General features: G+C 74.9%; 6 protein-coding genes and 4 pseudogenes. 5 read left to right on the plus strand and 5 right to left on the minus strand.

Annotation, left to right across the window (positions count from 1 at the left end):
- The 3 genes and pseudogenes from FF36_RS26440 to FF36_RS39115 all read left to right on the plus strand — a co-directional run.
- Positions 1-327 (plus strand): carboxyl transferase domain-containing protein (locus tag FF36_RS26440; protein ID WP_044887906.1); only part of this gene is annotated, 327 nt, incomplete at its 5' end.
- Positions 328-519: 192 nt separating this feature from the next.
- The coding region (locus tag FF36_RS39110) for an ATP-binding protein (RefSeq protein WP_242422881.1) at positions 520-1361 on the plus strand (842 nt) is incomplete at its 3' end.
- Between the two features lies 1 nt (position 1362).
- A pseudogene (locus tag FF36_RS39115) lies at positions 1363-3009 on the plus strand (biotin/lipoyl-containing protein); the annotation flags it as partial.
- A gap of 93 nt (positions 3010-3102) precedes the next feature.
- Here FF36_RS39115 and FF36_RS26450 read toward each other — a convergent pair.
- A complete protein-coding gene (locus FF36_RS26450) occupies positions 3103-5115 on the minus strand; it encodes a toll/interleukin-1 receptor domain-containing protein (protein ID WP_242422879.1) in 2013 nt (670 codons plus the stop codon).
- Positions 5116-5980: 865 nt separating this feature from the next.
- Here FF36_RS26450 and FF36_RS39120 point away from each other — a divergent pair.
- Together FF36_RS39120 and FF36_RS26455 are read left to right on the plus strand one after the other, a co-directional pair.
- A pseudogene (locus tag FF36_RS39120) lies at positions 5981-6434 on the plus strand (UbiA family prenyltransferase); the annotation flags it as partial.
- A 1-nt stretch (position 6435) separates the two neighbouring features.
- Positions 6436-7285 (plus strand): annotated as a pseudogene (locus FF36_RS26455) (UbiA family prenyltransferase); the annotation flags it as partial.
- Here FF36_RS26455 and FF36_RS40470 read toward each other — a convergent pair.
- The 4 genes and pseudogenes from FF36_RS40470 to FF36_RS26470 all read right to left on the minus strand — a co-directional run.
- Positions 7252-9910: tetratricopeptide repeat protein (locus tag FF36_RS40470; RefSeq protein ID WP_422615118.1), on the minus strand; the 2659-nt coding region annotated here is incomplete at its 5' end. The pseudogene FF36_RS26455 and the gene FF36_RS40470 sit on opposite strands and share 34 nt — an antisense overlap.
- A 5-nt stretch (positions 9911-9915) precedes the next feature.
- Positions 9916-10131 (minus strand): annotated as a pseudogene (locus tag FF36_RS40165) (helix-turn-helix domain-containing protein); the annotation flags it as partial.
- Positions 10132-10282: 151 nt separating this feature from the next.
- Positions 10283-11389, minus strand: coding sequence for a DUF3616 domain-containing protein (locus FF36_RS26465; protein WP_044887925.1), 1107 nt, complete (start codon positions 11387-11389; stop codon positions 10283-10285).
- Between the two features lie 141 nt (positions 11390-11530).
- The gene (locus FF36_RS26470) at positions 11531-12472 is read right to left on the minus strand and encodes a carbohydrate kinase family protein (protein WP_044887910.1); all 942 of its coding nucleotides are present in this window, start codon (positions 12470-12472) and stop codon (positions 11531-11533) included.
- Positions 12473-12479 lie beyond the last annotated feature (7 nt).

Here is a 12479-nt window from a genome sequence, read left to right on the forward strand (position 1 = left end):
GCGTATTCGCCGCGGTTTCTGTGGATGTGGCCGAACGCGCGGATCTCGGTGATGGGTGGGGAGCAGGCCGCGGCGGTGCTCGCCACCGTCCGCCGGGATCAGGTCGCGGCGGCGGGCGCCGACTGGAGCGACGCGGACGAGGCCGCGTTCCGCGGGCCCATCCTGGACCGTTACGCGGAGCAGGGCAGCCCCTACTACTCGACGGCCCGGCTCTGGGACGACGGGGTCATCGACCCGGCCGATACCCGTATGGTGCTGGGCCTGGGGCTGTCGGTGGCCGCGAACGCCCCGATGGAACCGGTCCGCTACGGCGTGTTCCGGATGTGAACGGGTAGGCGAGGACGCGGTCGGCCGGTGGCGAGGGGAGTACAGACGTGAGGATCAAGGGTGTCAGCCGCTGACCCGTCGACCTGGAACCATCCGGGAGCCGTCGCGACCGGTCCGGCCCCCGCGCAGCGCCGCACCGGACCGGGCCTGTCCAGCCGGGGCGCCGGGCTGCCGGGTCTGGCGTTCTCGTCCGTGCTCGTCGCCAACCGCGGCGAGATCGCCGTCCGGATCATCCGCACCCTGCGTGATCTCGGCATCCGCTCGATCGCCGTCTACTCCGACGCGGACGCCGGCGCCCGCCACGTCCGCGAGGCCGACGTCGCGGTGCGCCTGGGGCCCACGCCGGCCCGGGAGAGCTACCTGGACATCGACGCGATCGTCGAGGCTGCGCAGATCTGCGGGGCCCAGGCCGTCCATCCCGGCTACGGCTTTCTCGCCGAGAACGCCGCCTTCGTCCGGGCCTGCGAGGCCGCCGGGCTGTTCTTCATCGGACCGTCGGTCGCCGCTGTCGAGGTGATGGGCGACAAGATCGTCGCGCGGCGGACCGTCGCCGAGGTCGGCGTGGCCGTGGTGCCGGGGCGGTCGTCGCCCGCAATGAGTGACGCTGCCCTCACGGAGGCCGCGGGCCAGCTCGGCTACCCGGTCCTGGTCAAGCCGTCGGCCGGCGGCGGCGGCAAGGGCATGCGGGTCGTGCGCGCACCGGGGGAGATGGCCGCCGCCCTTGCCTCGGCCCGCCGAGAGGCCGCCGCCGCCTTCGGTGACGACACCCTGTTCGTGGAGCGGTTCATCGTCCGTCCCCGCCATGTCGAGGTGCAGGTCCTCGCCGACACGCACGGCACCGTGCTGCATCTGGGGGAACGCGAGTGCAGCCTGCAGCGGCGCCACCAGAAGATCATCGAGGAGGCGCCCTCGCCGCTGCTCGACGCGCGTACCCGGGAACGGCTCGGTGCCGCGGCGGTCGCGGTGGCCGGCGCCGTCGGCTACGTCGGAGCCGGCACGGTCGAGTTCATCCTGTCCGCCGACGCGCCCGACGANTTCTACTTCATGGAGATGAACACCCGCCTGCAGGTGGAGCACGCGGTAACCGAACTGGTCACCGGGGTGGATCTGGTCGCCGAGCAGATCCGGATCGCGGCCGGCGAGCCGCTGCGCTTCGGCCAGGCCGACGTCCGCCTCACCGGCCACGCCGTGGAGGCCCGCGTCTACGCGGAGGACCCCGCGCGCGGCTTCCTGCCGACCGGCGGGCAGGTCCTCGCCTTCCGCGAGCCCGCGGGGCCCGCCATCCGCGTCGACGCCGGCATCGCCGCCGGTGACACCGTCGGCACCGCCTACGATCCGATGCTCGCCAAGATCGTTGCCTGGGGGCCCGACCGGCCGGCCGCGATCGCCCGGCTCGACGCCGCGCTCGCCGCCACCGTGCTGCTCGGCGTGACCACCAACATCGGCTTCCTGCGCGCGCTGCTCGGTCATCCTGACGTCGTCGCCGGCCGGCTCGACACCGGTCTGGTCGAACGCGACCTCGCCGCGCTCACCGCCGACGAGCTGCCCGGCGAGGCCATCCTCGGCTATGCCCTGGCCCGGCTGCTCGCGCTGCAGCCGGTCGGCCCGCTCGTCGACCCCTGGGACATCCCCTCCGGTTGGCGTCCCGGTGAGCCCGCGTGGCTGAGCTGGGACGTGCTCATTCCGGGCGGCGGCTCCGACTCGGGGGGCGGGTCCGGCCCGGGCGGCGGGTCCGGCCCGGTAGGGGGCGCCACTCCTGACTACCGCTCCGGCGACGTCCTGGCGGGCGGCGGTTCCGTCGATGGTGGCTCCGCCGGGCGCGATGCCGCCGGGAGTACCGCCGCCGGTCTTGGCCCCGCCGCCGGGGAGACCGCCGGGAGGGGATCGCCCGGTGGCGATCTGGTCGGCATCGGCGGCATCGGCACCGACGGCACCGGCGGCACCGGCGGCACCGGCGTCGACGGCGCCGCGCCGCGACCCGACGCAGGCCCGGTGCCAGGCGGATCCGGGCTGGCCGCCCCGGTGGGGGAGGGCGATCCGGCGGTGTCGACGCCGGCAGGCGGCGCCGCGCTCGGGCCGCGGGCGGCGACCGTGCGGGTCAGCGCCCGCGGCACGCCGGCCGCCGCGCGGGTCCGCCTCGCCGACGGGCCACCGGTCGCCGCGTCGGTCCGCCAGATCGGCGACGATCTGCTGGTCACGATCGGCTCGGTCACCACCCGGTGGGCGTTCGCATGGGCGGCCACCGAGGGCGAGCACGACCCGGCGAAGCCCCCGCGCTCTGCGCCGGCAGCGGCCGGGGGCCGCCGCTCGATCGCAGCCACGGGCGGATCGTCCCCCGCCGGCGAGCTGCTCTGGCTGGGGCGGGAGGGGCGGGCCTGGGAGTTGGCCGAAGCGGTTCCCGTGGCCGGAGCGGAGGTGGCCTCGGCCACGGGCGGCCAGGCGCGCAGCCCGATGCCCGGCACGGTGATCGCCGTCCTCGTCGAGCCGGGTATGTCCGTCACCGACGGGCAGTCGCTGGTCGTCGTCGAGGCGATGAAGATGGAGCATCCCGTCTCGGCGCCGGCCGCCGGCGTCGTCGCCAAGGTGCTGGTCCGCCCCGGCGACCTCGTGGCCCTCGACCAGGTTCTGGCGGTCGTCTCGCCGTCGCCGGATTCCCCCGACCCGACCATCGCGGTTCCCTGACCGCCGGGGTTGGGCGGAAGCGTGGCGCGGTTGCGTAGCCACGAGGAGGTGTGCGGGGGAGCGGAGCCACGTGGGTTCTTCTGAGGCGTTGCACTAGCTTGCCCGGCGCCCGGTATCTCCGTCACCGTTGCGCAGAGCCGTCATCCGGTCGACGAGCGTCGCGCGGGCCTCATCCTCACCGAGCCCGACGAGGTCCACCGATGCGACGAGGCCCAGCCAGTCCGGCGGATCGCAGGGCTCGACCCGGATGGTGACCAGCCGGCCGCCGCGGGCCGCGGTCGCCGCCGGAAAGGCCTCCTGCCACTCGGCGCTGCCCTGCAGCTCGCGCAGATAGGCGGGGGAGAGCACGACGAGCGTCCGCGGCACCTGGGCGACCGCGTCCGCCAGGGAGATGGCCGTCTGCGGTCCGACGGATTCGTCGGCGCCGTCGGGGCTGCCGTGGTCGTCAAGATCATGGTCGTCAAGATCATGGTCGTCGGGGTTGTGATCGGGGTACGGCAGGACTCGCCAGCCGGCTGCCTCGAGATGCCAGCCGATCCAGTCCGCCCACACGGCATCGGCCCGGGCATGGAAGAGAAGCAGGTCGACCGCGGAGCCGTTCACTGCGGAGCCGTTCACCGAGGGGCCGTTCACCGAGGGGCCGTTGACACGCGCGCCGCCCGCGATGCCGTCCACGCTTCGTGGGGATGCTCGGAACCCGCCGGTTGTGCCGCCCGCGGGCCTGCCGTTCGCGCTGTCGGCGACCGGAGGATCGGGGGATGGCGGGCCGGCTCCGTCCGCATCGGCCCGCAGCAAGCCGTGCTGCTCGCGGTCGCCGTTCTCCGGGGCGGGCTGCGCCTGGCCCTGCTGGTCGAGTTCGTGCTGGTCGAGGCCCTGCTGGTCGAGGAAGGCGGCGGCGGCGTTCGCGGCGAGGCGCAGGAACCAGCCTCGGTCCTCCTCGCGGGTCGACGCCCGGCCGAGGCAGGTCAGGGCGCAGGCCAGCAGCGACAGCGGTACCTGGTCGCGCCACTGCTCGACCAGGTCGGCCGCGCGTGCCCACTCCTGCCCGGCGGAGCGGACCTGGTCGATGAACAGCCACAGCCACTGGGGCAGGAGTGCCCCGTCGAGGTCCGGGTCGAGCAGCACGTCGATCGTGGCGGTGCGCTGGGCCGGAGAGAGCTCGACCAGCGTCCGGGCGAGGACGTGTAGCACGAGGTGGGTGGGATCGCGGGTGAGCACGGCGTCGGCGGCGTAGCGCGACAGGTCGATGAGCTGGAAGGCCGCGCTCGCGTCGCGCAGATCGGTCGGGATGAGGATGTTCTCGACGTGCAGGTCCCCGTGGGCGCGCCCGACGAACGTGGGCAGCCGCACGCCGGCGGTCCGGCGGGCGTCCAGGACCAGCGCGAACGGGTTGGGCAGGGGATGGTCCTCCTCCTCGACGGTGATGGTGCGCCCGGGATGCGCGGCGGCGAGGCGGTGCAGGCGGCTGCCGGGGGCGAGTCGGTCGCCGAGCTGGCGGCCGAGGATGGCCGGCACGTCCATCGAGGGCAACCGGGTCCGCCCCGCCCATTCGCCGAGCACGGATCCGACGACTGCGGTGCTGACGTCGGCGAAGGCGGCGGCGTTGGCGGCCGGTCGGGGGAAGGTGGGCTGCGGGCCCCGGAGGTGGTCCGGCCCCGCCCCGCGGGCCGGGCGGGGCGGATGCAGGACGGCGTCCAGCAGCGTGTGCAGGGTGATCGGGTCGCGCAGGCTGCCGCCGGCCACCCGCTGGAAGACGAACCAGCGTCCGTCGCCGACCGGGATGGGCTGGTGGACGGGCTTGGTGAGGTGCTGCCGGGCGAAGTCCCGGGACTCGGTCAACGCCCGCCGGTGGCGGGCGAACTCGCCGGGTTGGGGATCCTCCGCGGTGCCCGGCGCCTGGTCCAGCTTCATGATCAACTGGCGGGCGCCCTCGTGCGGGTCGTCCGACAGGACGGCGGCGACCCGTGCGGTGGACCGACCGCCGGTGAGCCAGCGGACGAGCCGAAAGGTGGTTTCGGTCTGGGCGCACCACTGGCGCAGCGCGGTCATGGCGGCGTCGTCCAGCTCGGTCTGCAGCGGCTCGTCCAGCCAACGAGAGGACACCATGACTCCTGGGAACACGTGTTCGCGGATTGCGGGATTGCTTCCTGGTGACGCGCCGAGAATACCGCCCGGAATCCCGGTTGCCGCCCGGCGATCGGTGACCTGACTGTTTCGACGCTAATCGCGGACTTGGCCGCTGGCCGTTGTTTCGGTGACAGGTGACAGCGGTGGAAGCCTGGCGTGACGGCGGGGCGACCGCTCGTGCGGTCGCGGCTCGCTTTCCTACCCGCCGTCTACGACGCGTCCGCGGTCGGACGGGACGGTTACCGCCGATCCCTTCCCCGCCGGCCGTCCCCCCGAACTGCCGTTCGCAACATCGGACCATCGCGTACGACGTTGTACGGATTTGCCGTCCGGGTCTTTCCGGTTAGTCCGGCACGCGGTTATCTGGGAGCCGCCGAAGGGTCGCTGCCGCCGCAGCCGCATGATCTGTACCTCCGCGGCACCGGAGGTGGCTGGTCGACGGCCGCACCCTCGGTTCGTCGCCGGAGCGGACCTGCCATCGGGGGGAGGCCCGCTCCGGCGGTCGGCGGGTATCCGCGCGCCGTTGCCGCGGGCCTTCCATCGCGACGTCCGGCCGGGGCATTGCCGCGATGCCCGTAGTTTCCTTCAGCCGCACCCCCGAACCCGACGGACGGTCGGCGGCGCGCATCGTAGCAGTCATCTTACTGCAATACGGCTTGCCCTGCCGCCGCTTCCGGTCAGGCATACACCGGGTGTCACGGCGCGTACTCGCCGCTGTCTGTACGACCTTGTACGGCGATGCGCGACCGCCTTTTATCGGTGTCTCGCATGGGTTTTTCTCAACAGGCTGCGATCGCCCGTGAGCGCAGTGCTCGGGGGACGCGAGAAACGGTCGTGAGGTCGGATGGGAAGCCGTGCCGCCGGACATCCGGCGGGCCGGACGGGGACGGCGCGGCGGCACCGGACCGCGGTCCGCCGCCTGGTCGACGTGTGGGCGCTGACCCGGCCGGGAACCGCGCTCGCGGACGCCGTCCCGTTCGCCGCCGGCGGCCTCGCGGCGGCGGATCCCCGGGTCGGTGCGGTGCTGCTGCTCGTCCTCGCCGGGGTGCTGGTGTCGGTGTTCGGCCGCCTGCTCGACGCCGTCGCCGGGCTCGACGCCGACCGGATCAACCCGGTGCGCCGGGACAGCCCCCTCGTCCAGGGCCGGCTCGCGCCTGGCTGGGTCGCGGGATGGGCGGCGCTGGCCGGGGCGGCGGTGGTGGGCGGCGGCTGGCTGTGGGCGGCCTCCCTCCCCGCCCGGATCGGCTTCGTGGCGGTCATCGGCCTACGGGCCTGGCTGGCCCTGTCCCGATGGCGGGNGGGGGGCGGCCCATCGCTGCGCCGCCTGCTGGCCGCGGCCACGCTCGCCGGCGGGCTGCCGCTGGGCGTCGCCGCCACCGGGGGCGACGTGGGCGTGGGTGCGGGCGTACTCACCGCCGGATTCGGCCTCGCGACGATCGTCGCCGGCTGGACGGTCGCCGACCTGCGTGATCTGCCGACCGACCGGGTCTGCGGGCGACGGACGCCGGCGCTGGCCACCGGCGTGCACCTGCGCCGGCCCCGCGGTTTCGTCCTCCCGCGGCGGTACGTCGCGATCGTGCTCACCGCGCAGGTCGGGATCGTCGCCGTCGTGTCCGTGGCGAGCGGGCTCGCCCTCACCGCCGACGCAGACGGCGCCGCCACGCTGCCGGCCGTGCCCCGAGGGCCCGCTGCGGTCGCCCCGGTGACGCCTGGGCCGCCCGGCGGCCACGTCTCCCTGGCCGGACGGGGGCTTGCCGCGGCCGCGGCCGTCCTCGCCGCGCTGGTCGCCACCGCCGGGCTGATCCGGCTGGTCCGGTCGGGTGCCCCAGGCCTCGATCCGATCCGGTCACCCCGCCCCCGCGGCGGCGGCTTCGTCCTGGCGAACCTGCTCGCCTGCCAGTTGGCGAGCGTCGCCTGGCTGCTGACCGAGCCGGCCGGGCTGCCGCTGTGGGCCCTGCTGCCCGCCCTCGGCGGTTGGGCGGTGGGCCTGCCGCTGCGGCTGCTGGCCGAGCGGGACGGCGTCGGGTTTGCCTCGGTGCGAGCGGTCGGCGCCCCCGGGCTTCCGGCGCTGCCCGCCGGCTCGACCGCGAACGGGTCCGCTCCGGGCGGGTCGCGTCAGGACGACGGCGAGCGGCCGACGAGCCGCTGAAGCCGCTGAAGCCGCCGCGTGGTCCCGTGCTCCGGGCCCAGCACCCGCAGGCTGCGCCGGTACGCGTCCGCCACGTCGGCGCGCAGCGCGGCGAGCCGGCCGAGCTCCTGCTCGATCTCGCCGTGCAGGCCGATCGCCGCCAGCGTGCGGGGATGATCGGGGCCGAGGACGCGGCGGCAGACCGCTACCAGCTCGGCGGCTGTCCCAGCGGCTCGGGCGTGCTCGCCGCGGCGGTGGTCGAGCCGGGCCAGGTGGTAGCGGGTCACCAGGGTCGCGGGATGCTCGGGCCCGAGGGTGTCGACCCGGTCGGTCCAGACGGCGCTCAGCAGGTGTTCCGCCGCGGTCCACTGCTGCTGCTCGACGAGCAGGTCGGCGACGTTGTTGCGGGTGGTGAGGGTGTCGCGGTGACGGTGGCCGAGGACCCGTTCCCGGCTGGTCAGCGTCCGCGTGAGCCACGCGAGCGCCTCGGGGTGGCGGCCCGACTCGCGCAGGGTGCGGCCCAGGTAGTGCTGGGTCGTCAGGGTGTCGGGATGGTCCGCGCCGAGGACCCGGGCCCGGTCGTCGAGGACGGCCCGCAGCCCCTCCTCCGCGTCGCCGGGCCGGCCCTGCGCGGCGCGCACCCGGTACAGGTCATGGGCGGCGGACAGCACGTCGGCGTGATCGTCGCCGAACAGCCGCCGGCCGGTGTCCAGCACCGTTTCGTACCCCGCGGCGGCCTCGGTGAGACGTCCGGTCGCGCGCAGGAAGCGGGCGGCGAGCGTCGCGGGAACCAGCAGCTCCGGCGGCAACCGCCCCTCGGTCAGCGCCGGCAACCCCCACTGGCGCCGGGCGCGCAGCATCGCCAGGCCCGCGTCCGCGTGCCCGGCCAGCATCGTCCAGGCCGGCCAGGTCTCGGGGTCGCGCGGGTCGAGCCGGCGGGCGGCGTGGACCAGCAGGGCGGTGATCGTCTCCAGGTAGTCCTCGACCCGGCCGGAGACGTGCGCGGCCCGACCGAAGCTGTCCCGCACCAGCGGATGCAGCCAGATCCGGTGCGCAGCGCCCGCGTCGCCGGGCGCCGTCGCCGTCGCCGGCATGGGCGCGTCGGCCGGGGCGGCGGGGTTGGTCGGGTCGGCTGAACTGGTCGGGTCGAGGGTGTACTCGATCAGCCCGTGGCCGGCGAGGGCCCGGACCAGCCCCCACAGCTCGGTCGCCGGCAGGTCGCTGAACAGGGGCGAGGCGGTGAGCACCTCGGCGTCGAGGAGCACGTCGACGGGGATCGGATCGCCGCCGAGGCAGGCGAGCAGGGTCAGCAGCGGTTGGGCCCGGACCTGCCCGCGCAGGGCGAGCAGGTTCAGCGAGAGCTCCCAGGTCGGTCCGACGAGCTCGCGTTCCCGGCGGCGTTCGGGCACGTCCGCCGGCGGGTGGGCGTCCGCAGGGGTGTCCGGGGGCTGCGGGCGGGTGCGCGGTGCCGCGGATCGTGGGTCCGCGGCCGCGAAGTCCGGCAGCAGCGACCAGGGCCCACTGGTGCGCAGGAACTGTTCGTACGCCGGGTAGGTCCGGGGGATGACCGAGCCGCCGAAGCCCGGCGGCATCCGCCGCGCCTCGGCGAGGAACTGGCCGGCCAGCGAGAGCGCCAGTGGCAGGCCGCCGAGGCGGCGGCCGAGGCTCTGCGCGGCCTGGGCGGACCCCGGGCCGTCACCCGCCAGGTCCAGCAGTGCCCGGCCGGCGTCGCGGTCGGTGAGGGGAGTCAGCCGGTGTAGGCGTATCCAGGGCGGGGGTCGGCCCCCGGCCGAGCCGAGCGACCAGGCCGCGCCGTCGCGGGTGGTCACTACGACCATCCCCCGCGTTCCGGTGACCGGGCGCAGCCAACCGGTGCCGTCGAGCACGTTGCCCGTGGACGGACCCAGGTCGTCGGCGGGATCGTCGGCGTTGTCGACGACCAGGAGCCACGGCTGGTCGAGGGCGCCGAGCAGGCGCCAGACCAGGTCGGGCAGGCTTGCCCGGCGCAGTTGATGATGGGTGGCGCCGAGCTCGACGGCGAGCGCCCCCATCGCCGCGGGCACCGCGCCGGGACGGGTGGCACTGATCCACCAGGTCCGCACGCCGCGATCGAGCGCGGTCGCGGCGAGGGCGAGAGCCACGGTGCTCTTGCCGATCCCGCCGAGCCCGTGCAGCACGTGCACCCGGCCGCGGACCCGCGTGCCATTGCCCCGCCGGCCCGGCCCGACCGGCTCACCTGACCCACCTGACCCACCTGACCCACCTGGCCCGGCCGGCCTTGCCGGGCCGCTCCCGGCGGTATCGCCGACGGCGGTGGGGAGCAGTCCGGTCAGCAGGGTGATCATCTCACCGCGGCCACGCACGGCCGGCAACCGATCCAGCCGAGCCACGGGGGGCGCGACCGTCAGGGCCGCCACGTTCTCGTCGCCGCGGACCCGGTCGACGGGCGCCCGCGGGGGACCGCCGGAGCCGCGCCGCCGGCTGGCGACGGCGCCGGGACCCCACCCGCCACCAGCGGCGCCCTGCTCGGCGGCGCCCCGCTCTGAGGCGCCCCGCTCTGAGGCGCCCCGCTCTGAGGCGCCGGAGCCCCGGCGGGTGCGCCGGATCCGGCTCCAGGTCTCGACCCAGCGGCGCAGCTCGGCGGGGNCGGNGACCCCGCAGGCGCGCAGCATGTTCTCGACGAGGTTCGCCGGCTTCAGCCCCGGCAGGTGCGATCCGCCGAAGTAGCCGCCGACCGTGCTGGCCGGGACGTTCACCTTCCGGGCGACGTCGCGCACGCTGAGCCCCGCCCGCTCCCGGACGACCGTCAGTACACGGCCGAAATCCGTGCAGGTGGTGACGGCGGCCAGGTCGATCTCGTCAGACACGCGCGTACCTCGGGCAGGGCGGTGAGCGGGGCGGACTGTGATTCCGTGCGCCAATCTTGCCGTGGTCGGCGGATGGCGAACAGACCGCCGGGCCCTCGAACACGCCCGGCGATCGTCAGGGACGTAAACCGTGGTCGGACGCCCCGCCGGTTCAGTCGCGTGGCAGCGGGACGACGTCCGCGAGGATCTCGTGACGGTGCCAGCGCCGCCGCGGTGCCGGGCTGTCGTGCACCACCAGCAACGAGGACGGATCGCCGGGCAGCAGCGCGATGCCCTCCGGGTGGTCGTCGCCGGTCCCGACCGGCAGTTCCAGCACCCGCTCGATCGTCTCGTCGGTGACGACGACGCTCGTGCGCGCGTGCGCCGCGCCCCGCCAGCGATAGATCCGCACCGGCCCGTCGAGATCCATCGTCGGGCCCGCGAGCAGCAGCAGATCGTCGCCGTGGGCGAGGATGTCCCGCACGCCGAGCCCGTCGAGGTCGAGGAAGTGCTTGCGGTACAGAGGACCGCCGTCGCCGCTGTCACTGTCGCCGATCGGGGCGAGCAGCAGATCCTGGCCGTCGCCCTCGGTGAGGCGCAGCTCGAGCACCACCGCCCAGCCACGCAGCACCGGGCCGCGCAGCCCCAGGTAGATCCGTTCGCCGACGACCGCGAGCCCTTCGATGTCCAGGCCGTTGTCCTTGCTCGGGATCTTCAGGAACAGGCCGAGGTGCTCGTCGTCCTTGAGCGCCCGCGTCAGCCGGTTCTGCTTGGACAGGCCCAGCGCGGCGGCGGTCAGCTTCGCCCCGCCCGGCGAGGCCGACGCCGAGGCGCTGGGGACGAGAGTCGGCGCCCCGTCGATCTCCACTACCGGGATGCGGCCGAGCAGGTAACGGTTGGCGTTGCTGCTCACCTTGGCCAGTCGGGCCAGCGCCTGCTCGGTGGCGTGGTGCGGCCTGACCCGCTTGCGGGTCCGGGCGTGCGAACCGACGAACCAGAGGTAGTCGCCGTGCCGGTCGAGGCCCTCGATGTCGATCTCGAGCTGGCTGCCGTCCGGTTCCGGCGGTTCCGGCAGCGGGAGGAAGTCCGCGACCGAGAAACTGACATGGTCGACGAAGCCGTCTCCGGTCGGCGACAGCGCCGTCCGCTCGATGGTGATCGTCTCGTCGCCGGCGAGCCAGAGGTGGCGCCCGTCCCCCTTGAGGGTGGACAGCGACTCCGCGATGTCGATCACCCCGGCGTCGTCGGTGAAACGGATCGGAATCGTCCTCGCCGTCATCGTTCCCTCGCTGCTGATCTCCACGGGCGCCACGCGACGCCGTGGGGGAGCGTAGTGCGGATCCGCGCCACACCGCCGCCGCTGTCGAGCAGCTGATATGCGACGAACACCGCAGGTCGGATCGGACCGGCCCGCCGTGTGTCAGCCGACGCCCGACGGCCGCCCGCCCGGGGCGCGCAGGAGATCGTCGATGTGCCCGGCGGTGACGTGGACGGCCGTGCCGGCGGAGCCGACCGCACAGCCGGCGACGAGGACGGCGCGCCGGGCCGCCGCGTCGGGATCGCCGGTGGCGAGCCAGTAGTGCAGGAAGCCGGCACACAGGGCGTCCCCTGCGCCGGTGGTGTCGAGCACGCCATGCGGGGCCAGGGCGGGCAGGCGGCGCGGCGGACGGTCCCGGACGGCGAGCAGGCAGCCGTCGCCGCCCATCCCGAGCAGCACGATCCGGGCCGGGTAGCGGCTCAGCAGCGCGGCGGCGGTGTCGGCGGGGCTGGCCGTGAGGCGCTCGGCGGAGCAGAACACGATGGTCGCCGCCGCCAACCAGGGCCGGCTGTAGGCGTCGCTCGCGTCTTCGATGGTCTGCACGTCGACGGCGATCGGCACGCCGGCGGCCTGGGCAACGGGGATCAGGTCGCGGACGAAGCCGGCGGTTGTCAGCACGGCGAGACGCGCCCCCGCGAGCAGGTCACGGAACACCGACGGCGGATAGCGGGCCGTGGCGAGGTCGGCGAGGTCGGTGTGGACCTGCCGGGTCCCGTGCGGATCGACCAGGACGGCGGACATCGCGCTGTTCGTCGTCGGCAGCACCCCGGCGCCCCGGCCGCCCGACTCGTCCTCGCCGAGCAGGCCGAGACGCCGCAGCTCGGCCCGGATCACCATCCCGGCCGGATCGTCCCCGACCAGGGTGGCCAGGGTCGCCTGCGTGCCGAGCGCAGCCAGCGTCCGGGCGACGTTCAGCCCGACCCCGGAGGCCGCCAGCCGCAGCCGCCCCGTCGCATACCGGACCGGCGCGTAGGCGACGGGAAACCCGTCCACCGGTACCGTCTGCTGCACGTTCACCACCCCGGCGACCACGACATCAGGCATGTGCAAG

Origin of the sequence: Frankia torreyi (assembly GCF_000948395.1) — a bacterium.
Classification (GTDB): Bacteria; Actinomycetota; Actinomycetes; order Frankiales; family Frankiaceae; genus Frankia; species Frankia torreyi.